Source organism: Thalassolituus sp. UBA6592, assembly GCF_002433655.1.
Lineage (GTDB): Bacteria > Pseudomonadota > Gammaproteobacteria > Pseudomonadales > Oceanobacteraceae > Venatoribacter.
Genome location: NZ_DJIO01000129.1, coordinates 1 through 16693 on the forward strand (window position 1 = coordinate 1; position 16693 = coordinate 16693).

At 52.4% G+C, this 16693-nt stretch carries 15 protein-coding genes; 5 read left to right on the forward strand and 10 right to left on the reverse strand.

The window, feature by feature from the left end:
• The coding region (locus tag B2Z72_RS12260; RefSeq protein WP_296983936.1) for a hypothetical protein at positions 1-376 on the forward strand (376 nt) is incomplete at its 5' end.
• Here B2Z72_RS12260 and guaD read toward each other — a convergent pair.
• From guaD to B2Z72_RS12290, 6 genes are all read right to left on the reverse strand, one after another.
• Positions 349-1659, reverse strand: coding sequence for a guanine deaminase (gene guaD / locus B2Z72_RS12265; RefSeq protein WP_296983935.1), 1311 nt, complete (start codon positions 1657-1659; stop codon positions 349-351). The genes B2Z72_RS12260 and guaD overlap by 28 nt on opposite strands.
• A 1-nt stretch (position 1660) precedes the next feature.
• On the reverse strand, positions 1661-2464 hold the full coding sequence (locus B2Z72_RS12270; RefSeq protein ID WP_296983934.1) for an ABC transporter permease: 804 nt from the start codon (positions 2462-2464) through the stop codon (positions 1661-1663).
• Positions 2461-3330 (reverse strand): ABC transporter ATP-binding protein, encoded by an 870-nt coding sequence (locus B2Z72_RS12275; protein ID WP_296983933.1) that lies wholly within the window; start codon positions 3328-3330, stop codon positions 2461-2463. Before B2Z72_RS12275 ends, B2Z72_RS12270 begins: the two co-directional genes overlap by 4 nt.
• Before the next feature lie 137 nt (positions 3331-3467).
• Positions 3468-4460, reverse strand: a complete 993-nt coding sequence (locus B2Z72_RS12280) for an ABC transporter substrate-binding protein (protein ID WP_296983932.1) — start codon at positions 4458-4460, stop codon at positions 3468-3470.
• Positions 4461-4589: 129 nt separating this feature from the next.
• Positions 4590-5258 (reverse strand): NAD(P)H:quinone oxidoreductase, encoded by a 669-nt coding sequence (wrbA, locus tag B2Z72_RS12285; RefSeq protein WP_296983931.1) that lies wholly within the window; start codon positions 5256-5258, stop codon positions 4590-4592.
• A gap of 191 nt (positions 5259-5449) precedes the next feature.
• The gene (locus tag B2Z72_RS12290) at positions 5450-6448 is read right to left on the reverse strand and encodes an isopenicillin N synthase family dioxygenase (RefSeq protein WP_296983929.1); all 999 of its coding nucleotides are present in this window, start codon (positions 6446-6448) and stop codon (positions 5450-5452) included.
• Positions 6449-7399: 951 nt separating this feature from the next.
• Here B2Z72_RS12290 and B2Z72_RS12295 point away from each other — a divergent pair.
• The gene (locus tag B2Z72_RS12295) at positions 7400-8776 is read left to right on the forward strand and encodes an amidohydrolase family protein (RefSeq protein ID WP_296983928.1); all 1377 of its coding nucleotides are present in this window, start codon (positions 7400-7402) and stop codon (positions 8774-8776) included.
• A gap of 141 nt (positions 8777-8917) precedes the next feature.
• Here B2Z72_RS12295 and B2Z72_RS12300 read toward each other — a convergent pair whose 3' ends face one another.
• From B2Z72_RS12300 to B2Z72_RS12315, 4 genes are all read right to left on the reverse strand, one after another.
• Positions 8918-10627 carry a carboxylesterase/lipase family protein gene (locus tag B2Z72_RS12300; RefSeq protein WP_296983927.1) on the reverse strand — a complete coding sequence of 570 codons (1710 nt, stop codon included), beginning with the start codon at positions 10625-10627 and terminating at the stop codon, positions 8918-8920.
• A 113-nt stretch (positions 10628-10740) separates the two neighbouring features.
• Positions 10741-11727 carry an ABC transporter substrate-binding protein gene (locus B2Z72_RS12305; protein ID WP_296983925.1) on the reverse strand — a complete coding sequence of 329 codons (987 nt, stop codon included), beginning with the start codon at positions 11725-11727 and terminating at the stop codon, positions 10741-10743.
• Between the two features lie 146 nt (positions 11728-11873).
• Positions 11874-13559 carry a SagB/ThcOx family dehydrogenase gene (locus B2Z72_RS12310; protein WP_296983924.1) on the reverse strand — a complete coding sequence of 562 codons (1686 nt, stop codon included), beginning with the start codon at positions 13557-13559 and terminating at the stop codon, positions 11874-11876.
• Positions 13556-13873, reverse strand: a complete 318-nt coding sequence (locus B2Z72_RS12315; RefSeq protein WP_296983923.1) for a nitrogen fixation protein NifZ — start codon at positions 13871-13873, stop codon at positions 13556-13558. Before B2Z72_RS12315 ends, B2Z72_RS12310 begins: the two co-directional genes overlap by 4 nt.
• A gap of 247 nt (positions 13874-14120) precedes the next feature.
• Here B2Z72_RS12315 and B2Z72_RS12320 point away from each other — a divergent pair, with 247 nt between their 5' ends.
• From B2Z72_RS12320 to modC, 3 genes are read left to right on the forward strand one after another with little or no spacing between them, the layout of a single operon-like run.
• Positions 14121-14606, forward strand: a complete 486-nt coding sequence (locus B2Z72_RS12320) for an ankyrin repeat domain-containing protein (protein ID WP_296983921.1) — start codon at positions 14121-14123, stop codon at positions 14604-14606.
• A gap of 19 nt (positions 14607-14625) precedes the next feature.
• Positions 14626-15309, forward strand: coding sequence for a molybdate ABC transporter permease subunit (gene modB / locus B2Z72_RS12325; RefSeq protein WP_296983920.1), 684 nt, complete (start codon positions 14626-14628; stop codon positions 15307-15309).
• Between the two features lie 2 nt (positions 15310-15311).
• Positions 15312-16433, forward strand: coding sequence for a molybdenum ABC transporter ATP-binding protein (gene modC, locus B2Z72_RS12330; RefSeq protein ID WP_296983937.1), 1122 nt, complete (start codon positions 15312-15314; stop codon positions 16431-16433).
• Positions 16434-16693 lie beyond the last annotated feature (260 nt).

Genomic DNA, 16693 nt, shown 5'->3' on the forward strand with positions numbered 1-16693 from the left:
GAGCCAGAAAGCGCGAAGCGGGCCTGTTTTTGCTCCTGCAAAACATGCATTTCCGCCATCCATGGCGGTCAGGAGTTTAACCCGTCCAGCGAGAGGGGCGGTCCGACGTTTCGGAAGGCCCCTCTATGAGGACAAGGGGCCTGACATTTTTCAAAAAGGCTTGAATAGAAATTTGTGTGACAGCAGTGCGGACATCCGGGGTTTTTATTGCCTGGCTTTTTATTTCAGCCTTTTAGTTTCCAACTTTTTTTCTGACCTTCAGTTCCAGTACCGGAGCTTTTTCAGGCTGCAGATTTTTTGCTGGCAGGAAGTCCGTCACGGGCCTGTCAGAAAATCCTCCAGCGGCCGTCAGAATTTTACCGCCTGCCACTGCTGACCCGCTACAAACGTGTGGCGAATGGCTCGGTCATCGCCGAGAATCATCAGCGCAAACAGGGTTTCATCAATGGTCTTGCACAGCGCCTGACGGCGTTGCATCAGAGGCGTGGATGCCAGATCACAAACGATAAAGTCCGCTTCTTTACCGGCGGTAAAGTTACCGATTTTACTTTCCAGGTTCAGAGCTTTGGCATTGCCCAGTGTTGCCATATAAAACGCCCGCTGCGGCGATAAATTGGTGCCGTTCAGCTGGCAGACTTTATAAGCCTCATGCAGTGTCTGCAACATAGAGAAACTGGTGCCCGCACCGACGTCGGTAGCAATGCCGGTGGCGATATCATAGCCCGGTTTATCCAGTTGATAGAGACCACTGCCAAGAAACAGGTTGGAGGTCGGGCAGAAAGCAATCCGGCTGCAGGTATCCTGTAAACGTTGTAATTCCCGTTCACTCAGATGAATACCGTGGCCAAAAATACTGCGCGGCCCCAACAGGCCGTGCTGATCAAATACATCGACATAATCGAGACTGTCCGGAAACAGCGACTTAACCAACGCCAGCTCGGATGTATTTTCTGCCAGATGGGTCTGCATATAGAGATCCGGATAGTCGTTCATCAGACTGCGGATATCATCCATCTGCTGCGCCGTAGACGTGACCACGAAGCGCAGCGTCGCAGCGTACAGCTGACGGCCATTATTGTGCCAGTAAGAAATCAGGTCGTGGGTATCGCGCAGCGACTGCTCTGTTGTTTCAGTCAGGCTGTCTGGCGTATTACGGTCCATCATGGATTTACCCATGATCATGCGGGTGTTATGGCGGTAACTGACTTTAAAGAACGCATCCGCTGCACTGGCATGCACACTGCCATACACAGCCGCGGTGGTGGTGCCGTTTTTTAATAATTCCTGCAGAAAAAATTCTGCGGTGGATTCCGCCATATCATGATCGGAAAAACCAGCCTCGGTCGGAAACGTGTAGTTATCCAGCCATTCCAGTAACTGCTCACCATAAGACGCAATCACATCCACCTGAGGAAAATGAATATGGGTATCAATCAGCCCGGGCATGATCAGAGCATTGGCATACTCACAGACTTCGGCCTGAGGATAGAACGGCAGCAGTTCTGCCGCATCGCCACAGGCAACAACGGTGCCCTGTTGGTTATCAACCAACAGGGCACCGGCAGGAAAATACTGCATATTATCTTCGCTGGTAAAATGCAGCAGCTGTCCACAGTGGGCTGTCAGCCCACTGTGCGTCGTGTCATTTTTCATACCCATATCAGTTTTCTGTTTTCATCGCACTCTCGTGCCAGCTGCGCAGAGCGAGATCAGACAACCAGACCATCAGGGCAAATAACAGAATACCAGTAGTGGTAATCAGGAATAAGGCTGCAAACATTTTCGGAATCTGCAGGTTAAAACTGGATTGCAGAATCATGTATGCCAGACCCGCTTTGGCACCACCGGTACCGGCGACGAATTCAGCGACTACGGCGCCGATCAATGCCAGACCAGAACTGATGCGCAGGCCACCAAAGAAGTACGGCAGCGCACCCGGAATACGTAATTTAACCAGTTCCTGCCAGCGGCTGGCACGATACATACGGAACATATTCAGCAGGTTAGGATCGACACTGCGCAGTCCCAGTGTGGTATTCGAAATCACCGGAAAGATCGCCATAATCACGGCACATACGATCAGCGCCCAGGTTGTGTCGTTGATCCAGATAATGATCAGTGGCGCGATGGCCACAATCGGCGTGACCTGCATCAGAATGGCGTAAGGAAACAGACTGATCTCAATCCAGCGGCTCTGAATAAACAGCAGTGAACAGGCCACCCCCAGCACCACGGAAATAAAGAACGCCAGGAAGGTGACTTTCAGCGTGACCAGCAGCGCTCTGAACAGGCTTTCCCAGTTGTCCGCCAGCGCCTGAAAAATTGCCAGCGGCCCAGGCAGAATATAAGGAGCGACATCCAGGGCGCGTACCACGATTTCCCATAACGCCATAAACAGGATGCCGACAAACACAGGCGCAGCATACTGTACGAATTTTTCATTTTTAATTAATGGTGCGCTCATTTTCCAGCCCCCTGTACCTGATCCTGTCCAAGCGTGCTGGCTTTTTCCAGCGACTCAGACACCCTGCGGCAATATTCGGCAAAAATTTGTGATACACGGAAATCCGGGCCACGCGGGAAAGGCTCATCAATAGTAATTTCTTCAACAATACGGCCAGGACGGGCAGCCATAACCACAACGCGGCTGGACAGATACACAGCCTCATAAACACTGTGTGTCACGAACACAATGGTCCAGCCATTGGCCTGCCAGAGGTCGAGAATATCGTCGTTGAGTTTGTTACGTGTCATTTCGTCCAGTGCACCGAACGGCTCATCCATTAATAACAGATTCGGTTCAGTCACCAGTGCCCGGGCGATGGAGGCACGCATCTGCATACCGCCGGACAGTTCACGCGGATAGGAGTTGCCGAAATTACTCAGGCCAACCATGTCCAGCGCTTTATCAATTTTCTTTTCACATTCCGCACCACTGACCTTTTCCAGATCGAGCGGCAGACGAACATTGCCGCGGACTTTAGCCCATGGCATCAGTGTGGCGTTCTGAAATACAAAGGCAACTTTACGGCCTTTGTCACCCACCACATCATAATCCTGCTCCCACCACTTTACTGAACCCGTGGTGACATCTCCCAGCCCGGCCATAATGCGCAGCAAGGTACTTTTACCGCAACCGGATGGGCCTAACAGACTGACAAACTCTCCCTGTTTAATGTCCAGATCAGCACCTTTTAACGCGATGGTGCCATTGGCATAAATCTTATCAACGCCGCGCGCCTGAATAACAGGGCGGCGGTTGGCGGCAGCTGTGCTTTTCTGCACGGCAGTGCCTTCCACAGTGTCTGGAACAGATCCCGGGACAGTCATAACAATCTCCTGCGCTGGTACAGTCACTCGGGTGCTGCACCTTATTCTGTTTAATGCGTATGTAGGTTTACGTTGGGGTATAGCGGTTGGTCTGGCGCGGGCATGACGGTCACATGCCCGCGCAGGCAAAGCCAGGCTTATGGCAGTACTGGTTCAGCCGGCAGATAGTCCAGGGTATAGACATCTTTTACGTTGATATCTTTGGTCAGCAGACCTTCGTCTTTCATCAGGGTATACAGCTGATTCCAGCGTTCATCGGTCATAACACCAATGCCTTTTTCCGCAGCATCACCACCGGTTACCAGACCGTACTCTTTCAGAGTCGCGATACTGAACGCCAGTTGTTCGTCGGTCATTTCCGGGTTGTCTTCTTTAATCAGCTTGTTGCCTGGTGCAGGATCTTTGAAGTAGCTGGCCCAGCCTTCCATCGTTGCCTGTACGAATTTTTTCACCAGCTCAGGATCTTTCTTCAGCATTTTCTGAGTGGTTTCGATGGTTTCCGCATACGGAGGGTAACCATAGTCAGCCATCAGGAATACAGATGGTTTAACACCACCCTGTTCAATCGCATATGGTTCAGAAGTTACATAACCCTGTTGCACGATGCCTTTGTCTGCCAGGAATGGAGCAACAGAGAAAGTGTATGGACGAATCATATCGTCAGTAAAACCGTACTTAGCTTTCAGCCATGGGTAAAAGCTGGTGTGTGCAGAGGTAGCGATGTAGGTTGGCATTTTTTTATCCGCAATTTCCTGCAGGGATTCAATGCCAGGATGCGCAATAATGGACTGTGGATCTTTCTGGAAGACACCGGCAACGGTCACTACCGGCAGACCTTCAGATACCGCATTAATACTGGCCATCGGATAACCCATCAGCATATCAACACGACCTGCAACCAACAGCTGCATGCCGTTAACCTGTGGACCACCCATTTTAATTTCAACATCGAGACCGTATTTTTCATAAATACCGGTCGCTTTTGCCTGATAGAAACCGCCGTGCTCAGCCTGAGCGTACCAGTTCGTACCAAAGGTGACCTTCTCGAGGTCTTTTGCCAGTGCGGAGGTGGTAAAAGATACCATACCAACCACAGCAGCAGCGCCGATCATCAACTTCTTAAGTTTCATAGTCCTGCTCCAAGTATGAGTAAATAGTGCGGATTTAAATCCATCTCAGTGGTTAATTACCGAGCCTCTTCAACCTGACAGAGGTTAAGTAAAAAATTGTTAAACCTTTTTACTGCCGCCAGATGCTGATCAGCTTTTTGCTGATGCAGCAGCGACATCGACAGACGCCGGTTCTGCTTCAATTTGTGCAGAAATACGTGCAACCCGTGCACCAAGCGTTGTACCAATTGCCAGTTCATTTTCATCAACAGCTAACGTGCCATCAAAACCCGTAACCACTGAAGCGCCATAAGGCGCACCACCTTTACGTGTTTTAATTAATGCCGGTTCACTGTGCGGAACACCCAGTACAATCATGCCGTGCTGCATAAAAGGCATCATCAGTGACATCAGGGTTAATTCATTGCCTGAATGCATACCACCACTGGAGGTAAACACAGCACCAACCTTGCCAATCAATGCGCCTGCACGCCACAGGGGTGCAACTTCGTCGATAAAAGCACGCAATGGTGTACTCATCAGCCCATAGCGGGTAGGAGAACCCCAGATAATGCCATCCGCCCACACCAGATCATCTGCCGTAGCGCGGGGAAGGTTTTTATATTCTTCCTGCGCCCGGATAAAATCGGCACGGGCTGTATCAACACTGAATTCCGGTTCATCAATATCGACCCGCAGCAGGCGCACTTCTGCACCTTCATCTGCAGCACCCTGAGCAATGGCTTTTGCCAATGCCAGAGTTGAGCCGTAACGTGAATCCACAATCACAGATACATTGGATTTTTTTGCAACCGTCATACTTTTTCCCAAAATCGAAATCAGCGGATTTTTATCTCCGCCGGACTAAATAATCACCTGCCAGACTGTTGTTGCTGCCTGACAGATTTCCGATCTGAGGGTAAGAATCCATTCTCCGGCCACTTTCATGGCCACTCTCCGCTCAGAGTGCAGATCACTGCACCAGCTGTTAAACCGGCAACAGTTCCTGCTTATTTCTTCTCTGCAAAGTTTGCGTTGATACGCTGCAGCAGATAATCACGCGCTGTAATTGGCTCGTATTTTTTCTCTGGCCCCTGAATAACCTGATCTTTGTTTGCCTGACAGAAGAAGGCCATGCTGTAACGTGGACCTTTTGACTCTTCTGGTTTTGGCATACGTACGCGGTGCAGCGTGGACAGCAGTTTGTCGTCGCTCCAGCGCATCAGCATGTCGCCGATGTTGCAGGTAATAACGCCATTTTTAGGGATAACACTGGTCCATTCCTGAGAGCCGTCTTTGGCTTCTTTACCCGGACAAACCTGCAGACCACCCTGACCTTCCTTCTGGAAAACCATGGTCAGACAGTCGAAGTCTGTGTGTGCACCGGCACGCCACAAACCAGGTTCTGCTGTGGCACCGTCCGCCAGTGGCAGGTAATGCAGCAGGCGCAGTGTGCTCTGATACTCTTCAGAAGAACGATTGTGTGCTTTGGTGAAGAAGTCGCTCTCAAAGCCCAGCTTCTCTGCGAAGCAGGACAGAATACTCATGCCCAGAGACCAGGCACGGTGTTCAAAATCGAGAATAATGCGCTGAAATTCAGGTACCATGGTCTGGTTTGGCCACAGGTTATCCATGTGTGGCAGAGTCACCTGATAAGATTCTTTCTGGTCTGGCGTGCCGGTAGAAGGACGCACCTGAGCCATAAATTCCCAGCCTGCATTCAGGCCTTCTTTTAACGGGTAATTTTCTTTGCTGGCTTTTTCCAGCGCGAAGAAACGCTCAGAAGCATCAAATGCAGTGAGAATTTCATCGGTGGCAATGCCATGGTTTACCAGCTGAAAGAAGCCGATTTCAGTGGCTGCGAACCACAGCTGGTCTTTAATTTCTTCGCGGCGTGTAGCGAAATCGCTGAGATCAATCACCGGTACTTCACGCAGATTATTTTCTCCGCCTTCACCACCGATGGTGCTTTCGAAATTCAGTTCATCTAAGCCGTATGCTTTAGTCATTGGGATTCTCCAAGCCAATATATGTGATTGTCTTTGGAGCAATGCCGGACGGAAAAACCGTCTGCCGCTTATACTCCCCTATGACGGAAGCTGTGGCCGGAGGATAACAGGACAGCAGAAACAGCTGATGCCACCATCTCACGGACTGCACAACCTCTGCTGCTGAAAAAGTGTGCGTACCCGCACCCTGCAGCAGATGACCGTCAGCTCCGTGAGCAATGACCCAAATCCGCGTTCGTCGGCTGATTCCTGACTGGGAATCTGAAATTGCCTGCGGATCCTGACTGCTTCTACTCAGGAGGTAATTTAAAAAAATTACATAAGAGATATAGCAACCGCTGTGCCAGCCCCGATATTTTTTTATCGAAGCCCGCAGCCATGGCGCTGGCGCTGGATTGTTGCAAAAAAGCCGGGAAATAATCCCGACTGTTCCGATCCGGTTTTTGCATCAAAATAGTTCACGACTGCAAACTGAGGCACAAAACCTGACCACTCAGACAGGAATGAACAAATATCGCGCAACAACAACCTACGCGGAACTACCGCAAAACAGGTGTAATTCTGCCTGACACAAAACCATCAGAACCTGAGTAAATCCCGCTAATGACGGGCCCTCAGAGAATCAGCGCAGCATCCGGCCAGCGTCTTTATGTAAAGGTCTCTGGTAATTCTGAGTGTTGGACAGTATTTTGCTTTTGCTTAACTGATGTAGACCAGCCGCTCTGCACTATCGGAGTTGGCTCAGCGCAGAACGACCGGCGGCTGATGCAGATCGCCGGCACACGATTAACAGCAACACTAACACCATCAGTAAAAACAGTAAGAGTAGAAGCGGTCAGGAAATCTCAGCATTTCCGGGACATTGCTCTTGGGCAGAATTCTGCCCGGACCAATGTGGAGCATCTGCCATCACTGTCTGGCTGTGATGCTCCGTGATATTCAGGAGCATGTATGCATTATCTTATTCAGGGCGCCAAAGCCGTATTTACCGAATCCTCTGTGCTTGACGGCGGAGCTGACGTCACCGACATCCGTATCCGCGATGGAGTGATTACTGAACTGGGCGCAGGTCTGATCCCGGCAGCCGATGAAACCACAATCGACGCCAAAGGCTGCGTCGCTTATCCCGGCATGGTGAATACTCACCACCATTTATTTCAGTCTGTATTAAAAGGTATTCCGGAAGGTCTGAACCATGGTCTGGACGACTGGCTGGCTTCGGTACCTTTCCGCTTCTGGCCAAGCATTACGCCGGAGCTGATGTACCACACAGCCAAACTCGGCCTGTATGAGCTGCTGCGCTCCGGCGCCACCACCTGCGCTGATCACCATTACCTCTACCACGCTGAGTCCACCACCGAAGTCGAAGATGCGGTATGGCAGGCAGCAGATGAACTGGGTATACGTCTGGTTCTGTGTCGCGGCAGCACCACCACCAAGGGTTCCCACCGTGGCATGAAAGCCAGCACGATTCAGCCGGAAACTCTTGGTCAGATTATTGAACGTATGGACGAAAGCCGTGTGCGCTACCACCAGACAGGTGATATGGCCATGCGCAAATTGGTGGTGGCACCCACCAGCTTTATTCACTCATCCACCGAAAATGATCTCAAAGCCTGTGCACAATACGCCCGTCAGCACGGCCTGAAACTGCACTCGCATTTGCTTGAAGTAGAATTCGACGAAATTGCCTCACAGAAAAACTTTGGCATGCGCGCCATCGATTACGCTGAAAAGTGCAACTGGCTGGGTGACGACGTATGGTTTGCCCATCTGGTGTGGGCTGATGACTACGCCATTAAAAAGCTGGCCGAAACCGGTACCGGCATTGCGCACTGCCCGACTTCTAACTGCCGTCTTGGCAGCGGTATCGCACCGGCGCTGGATATGCAGGAAGCCGGGATGAAAATTACCCTGGGTGTTGATGGTTCGGCGTCAGCGGAATCCGGCTCCATGATTCAGGAAGCTAACCTGGCCTGGTTAATTCACCGCGCGGCGAAGAAAAATGCCGCAGCAACGACCGCAGAAATGGCCATCAACTGGGCCAGTAAAAATGGCGCAGAACTGCTCGGCCTTAACGGTACCGGCGAAATCAAAGTCGGCAAAGCAGCAGATATCGTACTGTATAACACTGACAAACCGCGCTTTGCCGGTGTGCATTCCACTCTGGAAGCACCGTTACTCTGCGCTGAACCGGTGGAGATTAAATACAGCTTTGTACACGGTAAACCTGTGGTGGAAAACGGCTGCGTTAAAGGGCTGGATGAAGCCGAACTGGTGGCGAATGTACAGCAGGGCGTCGCCGATCTGATTAAAAAAGTAAGCTGATTCAATCTTGTTCGGGCTGATTAATCGCGCCGCAGCAACCGTGCTTAATCAGCAAAGAACAATGAAAGCAATAAGGCAAAAAAAGAAGGCCGCCCAGTGGGCGGCCTCTTTTGTCTTCAGCGGATAAAGCGTTGAATTACCTCATTGGCCATTCAGCGCTTTATTCAGTTTGTCCTGATAAATCGCCAGCATCTCCGGACGGATATACGGAGCTATATAACTCTTATTATCCAGATGCATGGCATTGCGGCTGTCCCGGTCAAACACCGGCCATGCCGGTAAACCCGGTCCTGCCGGTTTGCCGCGGCTGGCAAATTCAATCCAGGCGGTAGAAACAGCCTTAGATAAACGGATCCGGCTGTCATCTGTGCCTGTCATCACTTCACCGGCCCGGGTGCGTACATTATCGAACACAAACGGAATTTCCATGGTGTGCGGCGAGTACAGATTGCCGTCTGCGATCGGGCTCATCCAGTCGAAGCGATAAGCATAAACCGGTGCTGCTCCCGCTACGGAACGGGCATCCATAATACGTGATGTCAAAGTACCCATGGCAAAGTCAGAGAAAATACGGAACCACAGTGCTGACGGCTCATAGTCCGGAAAATCTTTACGGTAAGTGGCGATAATATTGGCCGCTACGTCTTCACCCTGATCAGCAAATGTGCGCCCGACACGGGCTGCCAGCCCGGCTTCATCCAATGAATACGCTTCTTTATCATTGAGCATAAACAGACTGAATTCCGTACCGTTCTGACCGATCATCAGCGGGATATCCAGACTGCTGGCCGCCGCCACCGGATCAAACACACTGGCCGGCAGAATATCGTTATCCAGCACGGGCCAGAAGCCGGTCGGGAATCCTGGCAGCGTCATATTCATTGGATGTTTGGCCATGGTGCGCTGCTGCGCGGCAACAACATCGTCAGCGCTGAGGTTTTCCAGTGCCTGTTCTTTTTCCGCCTGCGCCAGGGCCGGTTCAATACCCAGCTCCTCTAACATAGTCAGCGCAACCTTGTCGGCCTCACTCTGCTCCATAAAACGGGTCAGCGGACCGCTCTGAATAATGGCTTTATGGAACAGCCCTTTGGCTTTAGGAATACCAAGCAGCGTGGCGACTTTCCAGCCACCGCCGGATTCACCAAAAATCGTCACTTTATTGGGGTCACCAAAGAAGGCAGAAATATTTTTCTGCACCCACTGCAGCGCCGCCAGAATATCGCGGATACCGAGGTTGGATGATTCAGAATATTTGCCACCCACCACGCGCGATAAATCCGTGAGGCCGGAAGCACCGAGACGATGGTTAATGGTCACCACGATCACATCACCGCGGGCAGCCAGATGTTCACCGTCATAAATCGCGCAGGAGCCACTGCCGGACACCCAGCCACCACCGTGCAGCCATACCATCACAGGTAATGGCCGCGGGCTATTGGCGTGGGAAGGTGCCCAGATATTCAGCGCCAGACAATCATCACCGGATTTAACATACGCCGGGGGATCAAAAGCTGGCGATACCGGACTGCGGCCGAGTAATTGGGTTTCCGGTTGCGGGGCGGAATCCGCGTACTTTACCGCATCACGGATACCATCCCAGGGCTGCGGTGGCTGCGGCGGTAGAAAGCGATATGCCCCGGCAATGCTGTGCGCATAAGGCACACCCAGAAAGCGCTTCACGCTGCCAACCGTTTCTCCGCGCAGACTGCCGGACTCTGTTTTCACCACCGGCGATGACATGGCCGCCAGCGCCCGTCCACTGGCAGATGCCAGTAGCGCACCAGACAGTGCAACCTGAAGTAACGAGCGGCGGCTTATTGGCAGCTGTTCTGCCTTTGAAATAAATGACATAAAGAATTCCTGATCAGTCCGGGGACATTATGGCAGGAAACTATGTCATCCGGTTGAACGCCAGAATTTTCACTGCAACAGTGTGATTCAGGATCTGCTTCATTAAGGAAGCATTAAGGAAGAAAGTCGAGAGAGTACACCTGCTGTATATCCACCGCTTTATTCAGCAACCCACCCTTGTGCATAAAATCGTACAGTGCCTGCCAGCGTTCGCCAGTCATCACCCCGGGGCCATGCTGCTGCGCATCACCGCCGGTCACAATGCCATATTGCTTCAGCGTGGCGATGCCAAACGCCAGCTGTTCATCCGTCATTTCCGGATTATCGCGCTTGATCAATGCATTGGCCGCTGCCGGATCATTAAGGTAACTCTGCCAGCCGAGCATGGAGGCCTTAACAAAGCGCCGCACAAGATCCGGATGGTTATCGATCATACTCCGGGTAGTTTCGATGGTTTCCGCATAAGGGGGATAGCCGTAATCGGCCATTAAAAAGACGGACGGCGTAACGCCCGCTTTCTGAATAGCGAATGGCTCAGACGTCACCAGCCCCTGCTGGGCAGATTGTTTGTTGACCAGAAATGGCGTGACGCTGAAGTTATAGGGCTTGGCCATGTTATCGGTAAAGCCAAACTCAGATTTCAGCCAGGGAAAATAGCTGGTGTTGGCCGAGGGTGACATATAAAACGTCAGCTGGTGTACACCGACGTCCGCCAGGCTCGTGATATGGCTATGGGCAATCACCACCGCCGGATCTTTCTGAAAGGTGGCAGCTACGGCCACCACAGGAATTCCTTCGGCCACAGCATGCACTGTGCTTATAGGAACCCCCATTAAAAAATCCACCTGTCCGGCTGCCAGCAGCTGCATGCCGTTTACCTGCGGCCCGCCCATGCGTATTTCCACATCCAGTCCGTGCTGCGCATAAATGCCTTCGGCAATGGCCTGATAAAAACCGCCATGCTCTGCCTGGGCATACCAGTTAGTGGCAAAAACAATTTTTTCATTGGCCTGTGCGCCTGCCGTCATGGCCGTAAATATGGCAGCACTCCAGGCCCCCAGAGTGCAGAAGCGGAACGCAGCAGACAAAAGGCGGAACATAAGATGCACCTGAAAAAAGAATCAGGCGCTATTGTGGCAGAGGCATTTCATCAGAGCCATTCACAGCCAGGACTGGCGCCTTTGCCGCTCTCTTCCTCAGGGCCTGCTGTTAACGGCCAGCTGTTAGCAACCAGCGTCACAGCGGATTATCCACGTTCCTGATACGGCGACCAGCTGGTAATGCGATGATCGATCACGGGCTTGCCCACGGTAAAGTGATACAGCACCTGCCAGCGCGACTGCTGCTGATCAAAGCCCAGCAGGTCGTGGACAAAATCATCGTAATAACAGCCAATTCCGGTACCACGCATACCAGCCGCTTCCGCTTCCAGATACAACACCTGACCTATGGCGCCCGCCTGCCACAGACGCTGACGATATAACCAGGGCTGGCTTTCAACCCCCTGCATATCGGCCAGCATGGCCAGACTGAAAGCACTGTCGCCGGCTATAGCCTGCTGACAACTTAAATTCGCGGCAGTCCTGCGGGTACCGGCTTTTAACAGCTGATAAAACGGCAGATGCGCCGGCGCATTTTCCGCTTTCTGCCAGACAAACTGGTCGCGCAACAGAGGCGCCAGTAACTCTTTGGCAGCGGGATCACGCAGCAACACATAAAGGCCGGAATCCAGCCCGCTGACGTTGTGCACAAACAGAAACAGGTGCACATCCGATGCCTGTTCCAGAGCATTCCACGGCGGCAGATGCTGACGCGCAAGCGTGTGATCCAGCAGGGTATAAAAATCGTTCAGGGCCATTTCACCATCCGGCATAAAGCTCTGTGCCGAACGACGCTGGCGGATTAACGTAGCCGCCTGCTCCGTGGCCGAAATACCCGCTGCTGCCAGCGGCGGCTCAGCCCAGTGAAAGCCATTGGCAGGCTGAATATTATGCACACGGCGCGAGCTGCGACTGGCATCTTCGATCACAGGCCACTGATAAAAGTGGCGCGCATCAAGAACATTCGCCCGACCAAACCATTCGCCGTGATCCGCCTGAAACAGCATACTGTTCAGCCGCTGCTGCACGCCTGTCAGACTGATCAGGCAATCGCCGTATTCACGCTCAGCACTGACGCCATCATCACGGATAAAATCCTCGTCCCGCTGAATGCCCAGCAAGGCATCCAGCTGTTCGTCAGCGACAGCAACCGGAACGATCTGTGCACCGCTGAAACCGGAGGCCTGCGCAGCGTAACTCACAGCCGCCAGCGCATGACCAATATCCAGCTGACAATAACGGTAAGCACGCTCACCGTATTTCCACGCTTCACGCCAATGTACCGAACTGAAGCCAAGCCACAGCAGCGGTTTATGATCGACGCTTTTTTCAATAAAGCGGCAACGCTGCTCCAGTGCATGGGTATCGGCGCGATAGTGATAAATACCATCTGCCAGCCCGGCAATATTGCTGGCGACGACATAGCATTCCGTTGGATGCAGATTGCCACTGGACGGATTAATGCGCAGCGACCATTTGGCATTGCCAAACTGTTTCCAGGCCGACAGCGCCAGTGATAACTGCAACAGCACGGCAAGGCTGTCTTTATCGGCGATCACTTGTCCATCCGCGCGCTCAGGGTTATTTCCACCCGGGTGTGTCTGCTGCCATATTTCCTGCCATTGCAGAGTACGCCGCTCACCTTCAAAGACAGTTAAGCTGAGCGGAATCTGTGCCGCAGCGTAACCGCGCGCATTATCCAGATGGTAGGTACGGAATGGGTCCGGCTGAGCATCCCAGTCGATGCTTTCCGGCCCTTTGGCGTACGCCTCCGGACGATGACGGGTGCGCTGATGGTAAGCGAGGATATTCTCCGCACTCTCGTAACTCATGCGGTGAAATTAAGCGGTTCGTCACTGACCTCATCCGGCAAACAGGTGACCATCACCAGCTGACCGTTATCCAGATGAAAACCTACCAGTAATAACTCCTGTGAAGGTTCTTCTTCCAAATGAGCGGCATTCACCAGCATGCCCATCGCGCCTGGCTGAGCCAGCACCTGATCATCCTCAATACCCGGAATAGAACCGTCGTTGCGCAGTTCAACGCGGGCAAATACCGCATCGCCTTTGCGCAGTTCCGGGAAGCAACGCAGCAGTGGGCCTTCGGATTCTTCCACCATCGGATCATCTAACAATTCATGCATGGTCATGTCCTTTCTGTTTAACGTTGCTTAATGGATTTTGTCGGTTTCAGATTGTCTGCTTTCCGACAAAAGCGTTTTACTAACGGCTGAGTAACTCTGCACGGTTTCTGACAGCGTCAGATTTATCTTTTAAAAACAATGGGTTGGATTTACCCACAACAGATCATTCAGCCACCGCCGCAGATTTGCAGCTGGAATACAGTATGCACAGCAAGACATTTGCCAACGCTGAATGGAGAATCTGATCATGCCGTTATCCCCCCCTGCACTGCTCACCCCGGCCACCATGCACTGGCTGCTGGAACACAGCTTCGATCCACAGCAGCCTGCATTGCCCGGACGCTATCAGGACACTGCACTGATCGCCGCCAGCCGTCAGGGCGAACGATCTGTCGTCGTCGATCTGCTCAGCCTGGGCGCAGCGAATGTGGCCATTAATCACCGTAATATGGACGGCACCAACGCCCTCTGGGCAGCGGTTGTAGCCGACGACTTCGTCATAGCAACCGCGCTGCTGCGTGCCGGTATCGACATCGATAACCTCAACGATAATGGCGCCTCTACCCTGATGTATGCGTCATCTGCCGGTAAAACCGAATGGGTGCAGTGGTTGCTCAGCCACGGAGCTGATACCGTTGCGGAAACACTCGACGGCTTCACGGCGCTCGATCTGGCCGCTAATATCGACTGTCTGCGTTTATTAAAGGCTGCGCGAAAAACAGCAACCGCCTGATGACCTGTTAAGGAAATTCATGGAAATTACCAGTGCCGACCTCAGTGCTGTCTGGCTGACACTGAAACTTGCCATCACAGTCACCCTGTTGCTGCTGCTGATTGCTACTCCCATCGCCTGGTGGCTGGCGAATACCAACAGCCGTGCCAAAGGTCCGGTCAGTGCGCTGGTTGCTCTGCCGCTGGTTTTGCCCCCCAGCGTACTGGGGTTCTATCTGCTGCTGGCGATGGGGCCGGACGGACCCGTGGGTAAATTCACCACGGCACTGGGAATCGGTACCCTGCCCTTTACCTTTGCCGGTCTTGTCGTGGCATCGGTGTTTTATTCCCTGCCATTTGTTGTGCAACCCATTCAGAATGCACTGGAAGCGCTGGGGCAGCGTCCACGGGAAGTGGCAGCCACACTCGGGGCAGGGCCCTGGGATAATTTTTTTAATGTAATTCTGCCACTGGCGCGGCCCGGCTTTTACACCGCCGCCGTGTTGGGTTTCGCCCATACGGTTGGCGAGTTTGGTGTGGTACTAATGATTGGTGGCAATATTCCCGAAGTAACCCGGGTTATTTCTGTGCAGATTTATGATCACGTCGAAGCACTGGAATATGCACAGGCTCATCTGTTGTCTGCTGGCATGGTGGTATTTTCTTTCGCAGTCTTATTATTACTATACGGTTTCCGTCGCCAGCACGGAGGGCGTGCCCTGTGAGTATGACCTCTCCTCTGCAGATTGAACTGAATCTGCAACGCCAGGAATTCACACTGGATGTGAACGTGCAGCTGCCGGGTTCCGGCGTCAGCGTACTGTTTGGCCATTCAGGTTCCGGCAAAACCACACTGCTGCGCTGCATCGCCGGTTTAGAAAAAGCGGACGGCAGCGTCAGCTTTGGCGATCAGCAATGGCAGAATCAGAACCATTTTCTGCCAACGTTTAAACGCCCATTGGCGTATGTTTTTCAGGAATCCAGTTTATTTGATCACCTGAGCGCTGAAGGCAATCTGCAGTTTGCGGTTAAACGCGCACCACAGGCAGCTTCTACTGGCGAAATAACAGAAATCATCGAACTGCTGGGCATTGGCCACACTTTAAAAAAATACCCGGCACAATTATCCGGAGGCGAACGCCAGCGTGTAGCCATTGCCCGGGCATTGCTCAATAAACCTCAGCTTTTGTTAATGGATGAGCCTCTGGCATCACTGGATGAACAGCGTAAGCAGGAAATCCTGCCCTATTTGGAACAACTGAAAAATCACCTGCAACTGCCCATTATTTATGTCACTCATTCCCCGGCGGAAGTTGCCCGTCTGGCCGATTATCTGGTCGCGCTAAAAGACGGAAAAGTGGTTGCTCAGGGCACACTGAGAGAAACACTGACGCGGCTGGATTTCCCGCTCACCTTAGGTGAAGAGGCGGGCGTGGTACTGGAAGGCACGGTACTGGAAAAAGACGAACAGTGGCAGTTGCTGAAAATAGGTTTTGGTGCTCATACAAACAGCCCGCCGCAAAACAGTGAGCGCTATCAGATTGAAGGCCACGATGCGATCTGGCTGCGTGCCGGGAATGAAGCCATAGGCCAGTCCGTACGCGCACGTATTCTGGCGCGGGATGTCAGCCTTGCACTCACCGCCCGCCACGATTCCAGTATTCAGAACTGCCTGCCGGGTAAAGTGGTTGCCATCAGTGATGATCAGCATCCGGCATTGGCGCTGATTAAGGTAATGGTTGGCGATACGCCGTTTTTATCGCGCATGACGCGCAGATCGGTAGCCCACCTTCAGCTGCTGCCGGGCAGTGATATCTGGGTGCAGGTAAAATCGGCGGCGCTGGTTTAAGTTTTACAGCAGGAGTGAATGGAAGCCGCTGGGGCAATTTATTACCGCGTGCAGGGTGCGTACTACACACCGATAATATTATTGTGCGTTATATTCTTTCAACACCTTTGGTGGGCAAGAGCACCAATGCTGGCTGCGCCGGATTCGCGGCTGAAGCCGCTCCTACAAAATTACTCAGGCTCGTTGCAATTATTCAGGAGGAAGTCACTACGGTATCTTATTAACGCCTGTAGGGTGCGCACTGCGCACCGACAATATTA